Source organism: Endozoicomonas sp. 2B-B (assembly GCF_053470045.1).
In genome coordinates, this window is the sequence record NZ_JBLZMU010000001.1 from 3,036,058 (window position 1) to 3,052,531 (window position 16,474).

At 48.3% G+C, this 16,474-nt stretch carries 6 protein-coding genes; 5 read left to right on the forward strand and 1 reads right to left on the reverse strand.

Going from position 1 to position 16,474, the window contains the following annotated elements; genetic code table 11:
• Positions 1–8: 8 nt before the first annotated feature.
• The 3 genes from ACOMHB_RS11800 (at position 9) to ACOMHB_RS11810 (ending at position 7,508) form a co-directional block, all read left to right on the forward strand.
• A complete protein-coding gene (locus ACOMHB_RS11800; RefSeq protein WP_448216755.1) occupies positions 9–134 on the forward strand; it encodes a hypothetical protein in 126 nt (41 codons plus the stop codon).
• 193 nt (positions 135–327) lie between these two features.
• A complete protein-coding gene (locus ACOMHB_RS11805) occupies positions 328–4,098 on the forward strand; it encodes a DUF4116 domain-containing protein (protein WP_448216756.1) in 3,771 nt (1,256 codons plus the stop codon).
• 158 nt (positions 4,099–4,256) lie between these two features.
• Positions 4,257–7,508 (forward strand): PEP/pyruvate-binding domain-containing protein, encoded by a 3,252-nt coding sequence (locus tag ACOMHB_RS11810; RefSeq protein WP_448216757.1) that lies wholly within the window; start codon positions 4,257–4,259, stop codon positions 7,506–7,508.
• 131 nt (positions 7,509–7,639) lie between these two features.
• Here ACOMHB_RS11810 and ACOMHB_RS11815 read toward each other — a convergent pair whose 3' ends face one another.
• A complete protein-coding gene (locus tag ACOMHB_RS11815) occupies positions 7,640–7,873 on the reverse strand; it encodes a hypothetical protein (protein WP_448216758.1) in 234 nt (77 codons plus the stop codon).
• Here ACOMHB_RS11815 and ACOMHB_RS11820 point away from each other — a divergent pair.
• Positions 7,873–14,952: an autotransporter outer membrane beta-barrel domain-containing protein gene (locus tag ACOMHB_RS11820; protein WP_448216759.1), complete on the forward strand. Its 7,080-nt coding sequence runs from the start codon at positions 7,873–7,875 to the stop codon at positions 14,950–14,952. The two genes, ACOMHB_RS11815 and ACOMHB_RS11820, sit on opposite strands and share 1 nt — an antisense overlap.
• Positions 14,953–15,313: 361 nt before the next feature.
• Positions 15,314–16,327: an IS110 family RNA-guided transposase gene (locus tag ACOMHB_RS11825; RefSeq protein ID WP_448215063.1), complete on the forward strand. Its 1,014-nt coding sequence runs from the start codon at positions 15,314–15,316 to the stop codon at positions 16,325–16,327.
• The last annotated feature ends 147 nt before the right edge of the window (positions 16,328–16,474 follow it).

The following is a 16,474-nucleotide window of genomic DNA, read 5'->3' on the forward strand; positions in this document are numbered from 1 at the left end:
GCGAGTTTTTGCTGGACTTGATTGCAATCGATTCATTTGCTTTCTCAAATATTACTAACAGCCTTCAACATGATACCCAGTTTATCAATTTAGCAATCTCCAGAAACCCCGAAGTTCGTAAATACGTCAGGTGATCTGCAAATAAGTTCTTTTCAACTCCGGGTACATTGACCGGTGCAAAGGTTGTTACCAGCTCATTACTTTTTTTCTATTGTCAGCTTCATGCTGTCGGTTGAACTTTATAACAATATCATTGTCAAAAGAAAGTAATCTATTGAACTTTAGCGATTAAATCATGGATGATTTTAACATGTGAGGGATGTCTTGATGTTACCTGCTACTGCTGAGGCGTCAGATTCTAAAAGCCTGACAAGGATTCCAAATCATAATATCCAGGATGGTAGTCCATCCATCGGGACTGATGATTCTCACAAAAGGTATTTCGGTAATTCTGATCCCGGTGGCGTTTCTGACCCAGAGTCGCTCGCCAGGCGCACCTGCCGACCAGCTGATTCAGGTCAGGCTGCTGACTGTTCCCCCTCCAACCGGGAACAATTTGGGGGCAAGGGAATGTTTTTGCAGCGCATGAAGAAAGCCGGTCTGTCTGTGCCACCGTTCAAGTGTGTTGCTGCTCAAGTCATGAATGCCCTTGAACAACACCCTCTGGATAGCCTTGACCGCTATCTCCCCGGGATTGACCGTGAACTGAGGGCAGAGACCAGCCTGAAGAACATCCGTGAACACCTCAATGCCTTGCCGCCTTCAGAGCAAAGCAAAAGGGATAAGTGGTTGCCGGGTCTGGCGCAATTTGTGGCCAGTGATGACTTTTACGAACAGGTTAAAGATTCTGAAGCGGCCGGGGAGATCAGAGGTCTGCTTCGTCAGCTGGACCGACTCTCCACATCACAGCCGGTTATTGTCCGCAGTTCCGGCATCAACGAAGATAACTACGGCGATTCCCAGGCGGGTAAATACCTCTCGGTAGTGCAGGCAGATGAGGATATTTTGCGCACCTGCCTCAAGGTCATGGCCTCAGGTTATCGGCCTGAAGTCTGTCCCGAAGTCATACCCCCACCCATGGCGCTGATCATCCAGGAGTGCATTGACTGTCAATATGGTGGGGTCGCCATGAGTTTTCAATCTTTTCAGGATAATACTGTCAGGGCAGAGTTTACATCGGGTCAACCCAGAGGCGCAGTGGCAGGGCAGTCCGGTAACACGCCCCACCGCCTCGATATTTATCGCAAGAATCACAAAGAAGAAGCTCTCAGCTATCAATACTTTCCCGGAACCCTCTCAAGTCACTTTGTCTTGCACAAGAATAATAACGGCTATTCGGAAGTAAGAATTGATCATGTTGATGCTCAATCAGGCGACGGTGGACTGCAACTCACTGATGAAACGGTTTCAGAACTCATGGAGGCGGTGACAAAGCTGGAAGACCTGTTGCTTTGCCCCGTGGATGTGGAGTTTGCCATTGATCGCCAGGGTCGCCTGTTTCTGTTACAGGTGCGCCCTGTTACCCGACTCTCTGGCGGCATGGATTTTGCCATGCCTATACCAGAAGAGACCCTGGCCAGTGGTCAGGGCATCAGCGAAGGCTATTGCACCGGAACACTCTGGCTGGCGGAAGAACAAGCGGCAGATTCAATGCCAGAAGGAGCCATTGTCGTGGCCGACCATGCCGAAGATTGGATGCTTGAGCCTGAGTTCCTGAAGCGAGTGAGGGGCTTTGTCTTTGCCAAAGCAGGATTCAATGATCATGTAGCGATCCTCATGAGGCAGGAAAAAATAACCTTAATGCGGGCCGATGATCAGTTTCCGGCATTGGCCGCTCAGAATGGCCAACAGACGACACTGGGCTGCGCCCGCTTTAACGGTCAGCCCGGAGCCTTTGTTGTTGCCGGTGACCTTACCGGAAAACTGGCCAGCCACAGAAGTTTATCCTCGGCCTTCTCAGATATGCCCCTGGGAAATGCTGTCCCGTCACGGGATGATTTGTCTCCCTCTGAAGACACACTTCGTCAGGTCGCCAGCGGTTTTCAGTGGCTGTCGGACCAAAACGCCCGCCTGTTGGCATTTTTTGCCTCCGGTGGCGGACTGGATTGCCTGGCCAACCCGATAAAACTGAGCATGTCGCGGCAACGATCAGAGCTACTGGCTGAGACCAGAGAGAACATTAAACGACTGATTTATGGGGCTGAAAAGCTGTTGGAGGTGTACCGGGCATTCCTGCAGCTGGCGGGCAACAGCAGTTCATCCCTGATTGAGACATTGCGAGATGAATTACCGCAAATGAACAAACGCTTTGAGACGCTGAAACAGACCATTCGATCTGGCTTGGAGAGTATCATTATGCGAATGCAAGCTGCTGAAGACGGGCAGCTTTCCCCGCTAATGTTTCGTCAGTGGGTGGCAGACTGCCAGCAGCTGCAATCCTGTCTTCAAGCGCTCAACTTCGGGAAGGCCGAGCAGGTGCGTAGTGTCCATGAACTGATTTTTGCTCTGCATCAGCGCTTTGTAGAGGCTCTGGCAGCGGTCACTTTGGGGTCGGGTCAGGGCAGGCTATCCGAAATAGGGCATGCCACCTTTGTTGATTGCACCACTCCGGGTAAGTCGGGTGAAAAGGCACCGCTATTGACTCCGTTCGGCAAGGAGTCCATCGGAAAATCAGCGAATAAAGCGACTGTCATCAGTATGAATGATGCCTTGATTGTTAACCTGAAATTAGGAAGTCATGTAGGCCTTGTCGAACTGCTCGAACAGGCAGAGGGGGGTAAAGGACGAACCTTGCGACTGAAATTTTCTGACAAATTTCGTAAGCATCGTGCATCAGGTCTTTATAATCCCGGCAAGTTAAAGCGCATGTGGTTTCTGGCACAGTTACTGAGAGCGATCGAACTGGGAGAAAATACCGAGAGCATGAAGCTGAGCTGCAACGAAGTAGCAGGTGAAATGATCGTCGAATGCTCCCGAATAAAATCACGTCCAGTCCTGCAGGGTGCCTTTGAAAAACTGATCACTGTATTAAACAGTACCTATAATCTGGATCTACAATTGTCGGACCTGCCCATCTTTGAAGGAGATCAGTGGGACTTTAACCTGCTGGCACAACGCCTCAATCGTGATATTACGACAGAAGCCGATAGATTCGCTTTTCATCAATGTCTTTTCTCAATGTTTTATGATTGGAAATTATACATTTATTACAAATGCCTTATTCCCTGCGACCAGTTATTGAACAACCACCAACAACGACAGTTTATTGATCATTGTCGAAGTTTAGGTGAATCAGAGAGCAATCTTGGGAAAGTGTTAATGAGTGATGAGATCGGTGAAGACAGTCGCAGGGAACTTTTACAGCATCTTTTATTGATACATCCGGAACATGCTATGCCATTGTTTGCCCATGTGTATCCCCATCTGGAAGGTCAATACTATGTTATCAAACCATCCCTTAATGTCAGACTGGAGTTTGATATTCCTCCGGGTCAGCCAGTTCCGGATGATAAAGAAAAGGTCAGGAATGTCTTACTCATGCATGGGCTGAAATATGCCAGCCAACGGGTTCGAAGTGACAAAGAGGTTGTGTTACCCACCATTAGAGTTTATCCAGGTGACCTGGAATATGTGAGTACAGAACTGAAAAATGATAAAGAGGTTGTAATGGCCGCAGTGACTCAGAAGGCCGGACAGTTGCAATATACCAGCCCGGAACTTCTTGACAATAAAGAGGTTGTCATGGCCGCAGTCTCTCAGAATGGTCGTATGCTGGAATATGCCAGCGCAACACTTCGGGATGATGAAACGGTGGTCATGGCCGCTGTTGAGACGTTTCCGCAAGCTCTGCGTCATGCCAGTGAAAGATTACGAGGCGATAAAAAAATTATACAAATCGCAAGCTCTGGTGATGTTCGTAGCTTATATTATGCCAGTGAAACCTTACTGAATGATCGAGAGTACATGCTGGGCTTAATTGAGAAGAACTCTATTGCTTTCGAATTTGCTGATTCAAGGCTTCAAATGGATTATGACTTTATCAATGCAGCAACCATAAGAAACCCGGCAGTTTTTGAATTCTTCGAAATACCCTGCTAACAAGGTCTGACCGGCTCTGGCAGCATTGGCCAGCAGACTTCGTTTTGCCCACTTCAGCCGTACGGTTGAACTTTATAAAAACATCAATGTCTATAGGAAGCAATCAATTAACGTATCAACCGTTGATTCATAGATGAACATAATGAAAGGGATACTTTATGCATTGTGCTACTTCTGAGACATCAGATCCTAAAAACCCGATAACAAATCCAAATCAGAATACCCTGGCTGGCACTCGATCCAATAGGGCTGGTGATTCACCTAAAAGATATTTCGGTGCCCTTGATCCCAGCGGTATTCCCGCCTCGACTTTGCTGGTCAAGCGCATTTGTAGTTCGCCTGTTCCAGGTCAGGCTGCTGACCATTCTTTCTCCGACCGGGAACAATTGGGGGGCAAGGGGATGTTTTTGATGCGCATGGAAAAAGCCGGTCTGTCTGTTCCGCCCTTTGAATGTGTGACAGCCCAGGTCATAAGTATGCTCGAAAAACACCCTCTGGATAGACAGCTGTTAGTCCGCTATCTCCCTGTGAATGTTGATGAACCGGATGCACTGACCAGCCTGACGAACATCCGGGAATACCTTAATACCTTGCCACCTTCAGAGCAAAGCAAAAAGGATGACTGGCTGGCAGGTCTGGCGGAATTTATTGCCAGTGAAGACTATTACCAACAGGTTAAAGACTCTGAAGCGGCGCAAAAAATCAGGGATCTGCGTCTTCAGCTGGACGGGTGCCCCACCTCTCAACCGATTATTATCCGCAGCTCTGGTATTAACGAAGATAACTACGGCGATGCCCAGGCGGGCAAATACCTCTCTGTCGTCCAGAAAGAAGACGATGTTTTAAGTACCTGCCTGAAGGTCATGGCCTCAGCTTACCGGCCTGAAGTCTGTCCAGAAGGCATACCGCAACCCATGGCGCTGATCATCCAGCAGTGCATTGATTGCCAATACGGCGGGGTCGCCATGAGTTTTCGATCTTTTCAGGATGGTACCATCAGGGTTGAGTACACACCCGGTCAACCCAGGGGGGCAGTGGCAGGGCAGTCTGGTAACACACCTCACCGCATTGACATTTCTCGCGTGGAAGGAGCTGACAGCATTCAATACTTTCCGGGTACGATCTCAAGTCACTTTGTCTTGCACAAAAACAACAAGGGTTATTCAGAAACAGCTATTCAGAATGCTGACGCACAAACAGACGACGGCAGGCATAAACTCAGTGATCATTTGGTTACAAAACTCAGCCAGGCGGTGACAGAGCTGGAAAACCTGTTGCTCTGCCCCGTGGATGTCGAGTTTGCCATCGATCATCAGGGTAATTTATTCCTGTTGCAGGTGCGCCCTGTTACCCAGCTCTCGGGCGGTATGGATTTTGTCATGCCCATACCCGAAGAGAGTCTTGCCATTGGCGAGAGCATCAGCGAAGGCTATTGCACAGGGCCAATCTGGCTGGCCAATGAACGACAGGCAGACGCTATGCCAAAGGGCGCCATTGTCGTGGCTCAACAGGCTAAAGACTGGATGCTTGAGTCCGGGTTCCTGAAGCGGGCAGGTGGCTTTGTCTTTGCCTATGCCGGATTCAATGATCATGTAGCGATCCTCATGAGACAGCTAAAAGTCACTTTAATGCGGGCCAGTGGCCAGTATTCGGCGTTGGCCGCTCAGGTTGGGCAACAGGCGACCCTGGCCTGTGCCCGCTTCACGGGTGAGCCCGGAGCCTTTATTGTTGCCGGTGACATGACAGAAAAACTGGTCAGTCACAGAAGCCTGTCCTCAGCTTTTTCTGATGCGCCCCCGAAGCAAGCCAGCCTGTCAAGGGATGAATTGTCCCCTCACAGATGCATTTTCCGTCGGGTCGCCAGCTGCTTTCACTGGCTCACAGACCAAAATGCTCGTTTGTTGGCATTTTTTGCCTCCGATGGCCGATTGGGTTGTCTGGCGAATCCCGTAAAACTGAGCATGTCGCCAGCACGATTGCAACGACTGGCGGAGATCAGGGACGACGTAAACCAGTTGATTCGTGGAGCTGAAGTCATGTTGGAGGGGTATCAGGCGTTCTTGCGGCTGGCTGGTAAAACGGATTCGCCTCTGGTCAACTCATTGCGGGTTGAATTCCCGCAACTGAGCAGCCGATTCGGTGCGTTGAAATGGGCCATCGAATCAGGGTTGGAGAGTATTATTTCTGCAATACAAACCGCTGAAGAAGGGCGGCTCTCTCTGGTAATATTTCGTCAGTGGCTGGCAGACTGCCAGGAACTGGAATCCTGTTTGCAAAAACTCAACCCACAGGAGGCGGAACAGGTCCAAAGTGTTCATGACCTGATTTTTGCCCTGCACCAGCGCTTTGTCGAGGCGCTGGCTCCGGTGACTCTGGGCTCGGGGCAAGGCAGTATATCCAAGAGAAAGGATATCACTTATGTTGATTGTACGACCCCTTGTGAAAGGCCGCCGCTACTGACGCCTTCCGCAGCAGCAGCCATGGAAGCATTTAATTTTACAGCCACTGTCGTCAGTCTGAACGATGCCTTGATTGTTAACCTGAGGCTTGGCAATCATATGAGTGTTATTGAGCTGCTTGAACATGCAGAAGGGGGCAAAGGACGAACCTTGCGGCTTAAATTTGCTGACACCTTTGGTAAAGAATGGGACTTTGTAGTCGGCAAATTAAAGCGTGTGTGGTTTATGGTGCAGTTACTGAAAGAGATAGTACTCGATAATAATACCGATGGCTTAAAGACAAGTATCAATGCCGTAGCCAGTGAAGTTATCATCGAATGTCCCCGAATAAGATCACCTGAAACCCTGCAAAATGCCTTTCAAAAACTAATCATAGTGTTACGTGATATTAAAGATGTGGATATGAATTTGGACGATAAACCCATTTTTGAAGGGGACCAGTGGGACTTTAACTTGCTTGAACAACGGCTTGATCGCGATATTGCGACAGAAGCCGATAGATTCGCCTTTCGACGGTGCCTTTTCTCAATCAGTTATACCTATTTACACAAAGTTACTCTTTGCTACCCGTTATTAAGCAAGCAATACCAACAGTTTATTGATGATGTTCAACGTTTATCCCGGTGCGCGATAAAATCAAAGGACGATCTTCAGGCGCTTTTAATGAGTGATGAGCGCAGTGATAACAACCGCAGGGAACTGTTGCAGCATTTTTTATTCAGAAATCCTGAAGCAGCTGTGCCATTTTTTGACATTATGTATCCTCAATTGAAAGGTCAATATTATGTTATCAAGCCCTCCTTCAGTGAGCGTCTGGCGTTTTATGTGCCACCGGGTTTGCCGGTTGGGGATCACAAAGAAAAGATTGCGAATGCCATACGAATGCATGGGCTGGAATATGCCAGCCAAGCGGTTCGAAATGATAGAAAGTTTTATACTCACTATCTCTGAAGATCCCAAAGAACGCCAATATGTGAGTGAAGAGCCCAAGAATGGCAGCTATGTCGTCATGACAACATTCACTCAAGTCACTTCATTATGACTTGAAGCCGGGCTGTTAAACAGCAGATGAGGGATCAAAGTCAGCCCCGGAATACGTAAACTGTGTCGTTTTTCGGGCTAAAAACCTGTTTTTTAAAAATTAATGGGTATTTCAAAACATTCCTTTGATTACCTAGAATGAGTGTGGTAAAGCTCCGGTCATCTTTCGAACGCCAAATCAGATTTTCAGCGGTGGTTTCTCCCAAACTGTCTGCCGCCTCTTTCCCATAATACGCCTCCTGCTGATATTCCAATGACTTTTGAAGGTTTATCAATGAGTCATCCTTGGCCTAATGTTTTTTACTCGAAGATTATTCTGGCTTTTGCCGTTGTTTCTGTGATTTCCGGGTGGGTTTTGGGAGATGATAGCGGCGGCAGCCGCTTTGACCCCAAGGAATGGCCCCCCCATAAAACCAAAGTTGTAGAGTGGGTAGAATCCATCCCAAAAGATAGTACCGTTACCATAGGTCCCGCTGATCCATCCAAACCCGACGAGATAAATTACATAAAAATGGTGAATGGAACATTAAACATCGAAGGTTCTCTGACGAGCGAATTACCCAGTGGCAATAAAGTGCAGGCCGGGGTTCATATGATCGTCAGCGCTGTAGGCATGAATAATAGAGTCACTAACAAAGGCATACTCAGCAGTGCACGGGAGAAGAAGGGTTACGCTGCAGACGTCGTCATGGCCCTGACCAAATATGGGGATACTATCAGCAACGAGGGCATAGTCACTATTCAGGGGATAAAGAGACGAACTGCACCCACAGCCTTTCAGGCTGCGCACAAAGCTTCTGAGGCCGCTAATGAGATAAATGGAACCTTTAATATTTTAAGCGCTCCCGCAATGGGCTTTCTCATTATCAACGGTTTGGGTACAAACAGTGGCACTCTTAACTTGTCTAGCCAGTCCTCAAGCGACCAACCGTCCTATGGAATGAAAGCCAGAAATCAAAATGTCCACGACTTCGGAGTAGAACAGGGTAATGCAGAAGTTCGCAATAGAGGCACCCTCAACGTTAATGGCAAAAACAATTATGGTATGGCGGCAACCGCCGATGCCAGTAACCCTCCCCCGGTCGGTTACTCCTCCACCGCTGCCAACTGGGCCACTATCAACGTTTCTGGCGACGATAGTGTTGGTATGAGCACAGACACAGATCGAGCTAAAGTAGACAACAGTGGTGATATTTTTACCAAAGATAATGCTATTGGCATCAAAATCTCAGGCAATGGTCAGTTAGTGAATGCGGGAACCGTAAGAGGTACTGGCACCGGATTGCTTTATTCTGGTAATTTTCCAAGAGGCCTTAGCATTAAACCCGGATACGTCATTGAGGGGTCGCCTGCCATTAAAATGGAGCAGGCAAGTCAATCCCCTCTGTATTTGCACGGAGGATTCATAACAGGAAACATCGAGAGTGCTGGTGGCGAAGACAACACTCTTTATATTGCTCTTCCTGAAGAAGTTCCGGGTAAAAATACGACATTATCCATAAAGGGCAATATTTCCGGCTTTTCCACCATTAAGATTTCCGGATCAGGCTGGAGTCTGAGTGGCTGGATTTCAGAGGCGACAAGGTTTGATACATCCAGTCAAATCAATAGCTTGTTTGTGAGCGATACAATAGCATCCTCCCATGAAGCCCCTGACGCTTCCTTAAGGTTTGCTACTACAAGTGAGAGCAAGAACAAACTGGACATAAATACTGAAGGGGGAGGGAAGGTAGAGAGTCTGAACCTTTTCGGTAGCGCTCAGCTTAATCATTTACCGGAGCTAAAACATATAGCTGTTTACCATTCCGGGAACTGGTCAGTCTCGCCTGTTGCACCTTTGCCTGACCTGCTCACCATTACAGCAGGTTCAGGAGGTCAGATTGAAGAGATAACTACTAAACGTCCCTCGAACAAATCCAAATCACTCTATCTGTCGTTCAGCCAATCAACTTTGGTTGCTCGTGATCTGGTTGTTCATAGCTTGCCTGAGAGCATCATCAAGACGATTGATCTATCGTCAAAAGACGACCGAAAACCTCTATTGTTGTTTCTGGAAGGGGGGGAAACAGGAACCATCAAGGGCCGTTCTGACCTGAATGATAAATTTGTACTGAATAAGGGGTTAGTAACAGCAGCGGTTAATGATATCTCTACCATTACGGTAACAAGTGACAATACTAACGCCTGGTCAGTGACAGGGCCAGTCTACAACCCCGATTCCATAAATATAAACGACGGTGCGCAGATCAACAGCATCAATACCCACTCCAGCCATGGCAGTGACCATGGTGCTTTAAGTCTGGCATTTAACAGCACCAATAACAAAAACGACTTCATTAAAGTGGATAATCAGGGGAAATTAGGGAGTCTGGACTTCTCGAGTGACGCTGAACGTCCCAGGCTGAGGTTTCTGCAACAAGGTCAAACAGCAGTCATCAAAGGTCGTTCCGATAAACAGGATGAACTTGAATTGAAGACGGGTTCAGTGAAAGGAACGGTTGATAATATCCATACCGTCAGGGTAACAGGTGGGGATTGGACTGTTCTGAACTGGCTCACCGGCACACAGAAAGTGGATCTGCAAAGCCCTATTCATCAGATCCGTATTTCCGACAAGAAAGAACAGGGAACCTTGCCAGGCAGCACTCTGGGCCTGGTCAACAGCAAAAGTCCAATCAGTATCACCAGCCATGTTGATCAACAAACGGATCTGTGGTTGCGAGGTAAAGCTCAGATCAGCGATCTTCAGGGAGCCAGGAATATTCTGCTGGACACTGCTGACGTTTGGTCAGTGACAGGATCAGTCCCCAACCCCAAGTCCATAACCATTACCCCCCATGCCAAGGTCAGCAGCATCAATACCCGCCTCAGTCATGGCGATAAAACGTTAACCCTGACATTTAATGGCACCCATACTGACGATAACTTTTTTAAAGTAGATAACCGCGGAACACTGCAGAGACTGGACTTTTCGAACGGCGCTAAACGACCTCCTCTACAGCTCTCTCTGAAAGGGGTTGAGATGGGAGCAATCGAAGGCCATCCTGATCGGGACGATCAACTTATACTGAACACCGGCTTAGTAACAGGCGAAGTTAATAATATCCGTACCATCAATGTGACGGGTAAAGCATGGACGTTTCTGAACTGGGCCGTCGGCACACGACAAGTGATCCTGGAAAGTCCTATTCATCAGATCCGGGTTTCCGACAAGAAACAACAGAAAGCCGTGCCAGGCGCCACCCTGAACCTGATCACCAGCGACAGTCCAGTCAGTATTAGCAGTCATGCTGATCAACAAGCGGATCTATGGTTGCGGGGAAAAGCTAAAATCAGCCATCTTGAGGGTGTCAGAAATATCCTGCTTGACAGTGCTGAAGACTGGTCGGTAAATGGCTCAGTCTGCAACCCCAATGCTATCACCATAAGCCCTGAAACACAGGTCAGCAGTATCAATACCCACTCCACCCACTTAAACAGGGGAAGCTCGGATAAAACCTTAAACCTGTCATTTAACGGCAGCTACACAGACGACAATGTCTTTAAAGTAGATAATAGTGGAACATTGGGAAGCCTCGACTTTTCCAGTAACGCTAACCGCCCTCCACTGCAGTTTTCTCTGAAAGGGGGTGAAGTAAAAGAAATCAAGGGTCGTTCTGGTAAAAATGATGAACTGATACTTGACAAGGGTTTGGTGGCAGAAGCGGTTAATGATATTCATACCATCAGGGTAACAGGTCGGGAATGGACTTTTCTGAATTGGGCCACCGGCACTCAGAAAGTGGATCTGCACAGCCCTATTCAGCAGATCCGTGTTTCAGACCAGAGAGAGCAGGCAGGCGAGGAAGGGAAAAAAGGCTTGCCAGCAGCGACCCTGGGCATCATCACCCGTAGCAATCCAGTCAGTATCACCAGTCATGCCGATAAACAAACCGATCTATGGTTACAAGGTGAGGCCCGGATCACCGATCTTGAAGGAGCCCGGGGTATCTGGCTGGACAGCGCTAAAGACTGGTCGGTGACGGGGCAAGTACTAAACCCTGACTCCATAACCATAAGACCGGGTGCACAGGTCAAGAATATCAGTACCCACTCCGGATTCGGGACTCAATCTCTGGCTCTGGTGTTTAAAAGTATTGATGCCGACGATGACTTTAAAGTGGATAACTATGGAACACTGGAGAGCCTGGACTTGTCCGCTCATGCTCAGCGCCCTTCTTTAAAGCTCTCTCAGAAAGGCGGTGAAATAGTTAAAGAAATCAAAGGTCGCTCTGATAAAAATGATGAGCTGATACTGGACTCCGGCTCAGTAAAAGGAGCGGTTGATAGCATCCATACCATCAGGGTAACAGGTAAAAAATGGGATTTTCTGGACTGGGCCACAAATACACGACAAGTGACTCTGGAAAGCCCCATTCATCAGATCCGTGTTTACGACAAAAAAGATCAGGAAACAGTTCCAGAAGAGACCCTGAGCATCATCAGTGATAAGAATCATCCAGTCATTATTACCAGTCATGCCGATAAACAGGCAGATCTATGGCTGAAAGGTGAAGCCCAGATCAGAAAGCTTCAAGGAGCCAGACACATCCTGCTGGACAGTGCAGATGCCTGGTCGGTGTCAGGGCAAGTCAACAACCCCAGTTCCATAACCATAAATCCTGATGCCCAGGTCAGCAACATCAATACTCGTTCCACCTATGGCAATAAAACCTTAGCTGTGGCATTTAACGGCACCTTTAGCAACAACGATTTCTTTAAAGTGGATAACCATGGAACTCTGGCAAGCCTGGACTTTTCCAGCGACGCTCAGCGCCCTTCACTGCAATTTGTCCAATCCAGTGGTAATGCTGACCTGGTAAAAGCACGCCCTGGAATGAACGACACTCTTATAATGGTTTCAGGCACTCTCAGGGAACAGAGCGGCTTTGATAACCTGATCCTGCAGGGAGATAAATGGGGCTTTTTGAGAATGGAAAATCTTGACACTGTGAACCTTGTTAAAGGCGGTGTCGTTGCCAGAATCAGCGATGACACGAAGGATAAAAAAGGAACTGCTCGTCTGCTATTAGACTTTACCAAGTCTTTCCTCAAACGGTCAGCCTTTGCTATCAATAATGAAGGCGGTAAAATCTATGAAATCGACTTCTCAAGACCAGACTCCGCCCGTCCGCAGCTCTCCCTGAACCATGTCAATGGCATCACCGGAAACATTAAAGGGCAACCAGGCTACGGCGATAATCTGTTCCTCAACGGTGGCAAGATCACTCAATCGGTCAGCGGCATAGATAATGTCTGGATCACCGGCAAACAATGGGAAACCATTGCCATACAGAACCCATTAAGCATCACGGTGACTGAAAACGGTACAGCCAGACTAATAACGACCAGAACCATAGACCCTGCTGGCGCTGCTTTAAAATTACCTCTTAAATTCATCAAATCAGCGGTACCTTTCAAGAAGCTGCCATTAAACACCCGTGGCACAATAGGAGAGATCAAGTTTGATGACTCCGTCTCCACTAAACGCCCACCCATCAACATTATTCAAGAGGGTGGCACCATTAGCGGCATCCTGAGCCTACCGGGTAAAGGAGACAGTCTGGATGTTCAGAACGGCATCGTAGAGGGCAACATTATCGGGCTAGACACCCTGACCTTCAGCGGTCCGGAAGCTCAATTCGGTGGTCAGCTGATTGAGACTATGGGAACAGTGAGCATTTCAGGCAAACTGACCCTGACCTCAAACCTGAAATTGTCTGTCACTCCCGTCAAATTTTTACAATCTGTTTCAGAGGCTGAATCTGATACCTCAACCGCCTTGGCCAAGACAACTGTCCATATTAACAAAGGCGGTACTTTATACCCGAAGGCACCTTCTGCAGCTCTGTCGTCCAGACGTGACAGTGCCTTGGAAGTGGCAGGTCTTTATAAGCAAGAGGGCACACTGGTAGTGACTCTGGATGAACTGCGTGACCTGAAAGCACCTTACATCAAAGCCAGCAGAATTGAAGTCGGCCCTGAAGCCGGTGTTTTACTGAATAATCAACCGGATATCGGTGAGAGCACCGAATATCTTTTGATGCAATCAAGCGACTGCGACATTAAAACAATGCCCTCCCTGGTAACGACTTCATTCACTCCTCACACCCTTTACTACCTTCGCCTGACGGCCAGACAGCTGTTCCTTGTCAGCTACCGTGTAGCGACATTTGTTGCGGATCTTGCCAGATCCGGTGGTGCCAACGATTCAGCCTTGAAAGCGATTGAAATAGCACTGACTACCCGTCAATCAAACGACAGTGAACCATTGAAAAACTGGATCCTGAGTCAGGTCAAGATGATCAAAAACAACACTGCCGAAGTCGCCAAAATTGTCAACCAGATGACTCCGGACCTGTCCGGTGCGTCCATAAGTTCTGCCAACGCTTCGATCAGACAGGCCCGTACTGCCGTTGGCGCCCGACAGACTGGCCTTCGCAACGGTATTGCTGCGGGTGATATGGTTGCCTCCGGTAATGTCTGGATGCAGTATGCCAACACGGATGCCAGGCAGGATAAAAAGGACGGGTACAACGGCTATGAAGCCAAAACCCACGGCTTCACAATGGGTGTTGACTCTGATCTGAATGAACGCATGACGTTAGGTGTCGCCTATACCTACTCAAAGGGTGATGTTAACGGGACCGATGGCTCAAGCAGCAGGATTGATACCGAAGGGCATACCTTCAGCGTCTATTCGAGCTTTGCGCAGGACTCCGTGTTTGTCGATGGCCGTATAGGTTACAGCTGGAGTAATAATGATGGTAAACGTAACGTTGTCGGCAATGAGATCAAGGCCAAACATGATCTCAATTCGTGGGATATTGGTCTTCTGACTGGCTATAAAATGCCATTGGGTCAGTCAGGAGAATGGCACTGGTTGCCACAACTGGCCTTCAACTATGCCAGCATCAAGCCAGACGACTACCGGGAGGCAAGCGTTAACGATTGGTCAGATATCCTGCGGTTTGCAAGAGTCAAAAGCGACACTTACGAGATACTGGAACTGGGCGCTGGTCTGAAACTGTCGGGCGATATCACCACAGCCAGTATGACCGTCAAACCTGAAGTCAGCCTGATGGCCTTCCACGATTTCAAGGATGACCCGGTGAGCATGACCGCGCAATTTGCCCAAGGTGGCAGTGCTTTTCTGATGAGCGGGGCCAAACGTGAACAAAGCCGTTACCAGTTCGATGCAGTGATTAATATGGAGAGCCACAGCAACCTGGCCTTTACTATCAGCTATCACTATGACTGGATGGACAGCTTCAAGGCCTATGGTTTTATTGCCAAAGTCAGCTACGGGTTCTGAGTAAGCCGTCAATTTTTCACCGGAAAGAGCGTAAAACCACCTTTCACCACCCCTTTTCCTTCAAGCCAGCCACCTGTTCATCCTTTCATATCAAGCTTTGTCTCGAAATTGTCCCCTAGGAGCCTGACCGAGAATAGCGCCCGTAGCGAGGACGGCAGAAAATTGAGGATGAAAATTCGGTTTTGTGAGGAGAATAGCGAGCTATTTGACGAACAAAAGCGGATTTTCAGACCAATTTGCTGCCGCCGCAGTAGGGCAGTCTATTCTCGGTCTAATGGGATGGTCCGCCCCTCCTAAACGGCTTCAAATGAGCCAAAATGGAGTTAACCATTTAAACAGGATTAACCGGAGCGAACCACCCATGACTATTTCAGTACTTGGTATCGATATTGGCAAGAACAACTTTCACCTGTTTGGTGTTGATGAGCAGGGTAGCAAAGTCATCAGAAAGAAGTCGTCCAGGAAGAACCTTCTAGAGTACGTGGCAAATCTGGAGCCATGCATTATCGCTATGGAAGCTTGTGGTGGTGCTCACTATTTGGCTCGGTTATTCAAGAACTATGAGCATACTGTCAAGCTGATTTCACCTCAATTTGTCAAGCCTTATGTCAAGACCAACAAAAATGACTACAACGATGCTGAAGCGATTGCAGAAGCAGCTTCACGGCCCAGCATGCGTTTTGTACCTGTTAAAACGTCAGAGCAGCAGGCCTGGCAACTTCTGCACCGCTATCGTCAACAAGCGGTTGATCAGAGAACTGCCCTGGTTAACCAGATCCGGGGGTCACTATTGGAAGAAGGTATTGTAGTTGCCCAGGGTATTGGTAAAGTTCGTGCACAGCTTCCACGAATTCTGGAAGATGCTGAAAATGGACTCCATTCGCTGACTCGTGAGCTGCTACATGGTTTATCAGAAGAGTTGGCCAGTCTTGACAAGCGTATTCAACAGTATGACCAGAAAATTCAGGAGCTAGCAAAAAACGACGACGAATGTCGTCGAATGATGACTATGCCGGGTATCGGAGCCATCACTGCCACAGCATTGAAGGCAGCCATTGGTGATGCGACGTATTTTAAATCTGGTCGACACCTTGCCGCATGGATGGGATTAGTTCCAAGACAGCATTCCACAGGCGGTAAGTCAGTCCTGCTGGGCATCAGTAAACGGGGTGATAAATACCTGCGCACATTATTGATACACGGCGCACGTTCGGTACTCCACTGCCTCAAAAATAAGGATGACCGCTGTAAAAAATGGGTTAGCCAACTTAATGAGCGCAGCAATCACAACGTTGCCGCCGTTGGTCTGGCTAATAAAATGGCTCGGATTGTCTGGGTCATCATGACCCGAAATGAAGTTTACAAGGCTGCATAATGAAGTAAAGGCGGCAGCGGCAAAGTAAAGCATAAGCTTAATCAAAGGGGACCCCCCCGCAGATTGCGATGAGCATGTACAGTTGATGGCAAACAGGTAAAAACCGGCAACCTGAAACCTGATAGGAGCCTTGACCCTTGAGGCCGT

Excerpts from the sequence above, each read along its gene's own strand:
- ACOMHB_RS11820 (WP_448216759.1), top strand. The coding sequence starts at position 7,873 with ATGAGTCATCCTTGGCCTAATGTTTTTTACTCGAAGATTATTCTGGCT.
- ACOMHB_RS11805 (WP_448216756.1), top strand. The coding sequence starts at position 328 with ATGTTACCTGCTACTGCTGAGGCGTCAGATTCTAAAAGCCTGACAAGG.
- ACOMHB_RS11825 (WP_448215063.1), top strand. The coding sequence starts at position 15,314 with ATGACTATTTCAGTACTTGGTATCGATATTGGCAAGAACAACTTTCAC.
- ACOMHB_RS11810 (WP_448216757.1), top strand. The coding sequence starts at position 4,257 with ATGCATTGTGCTACTTCTGAGACATCAGATCCTAAAAACCCGATAACA.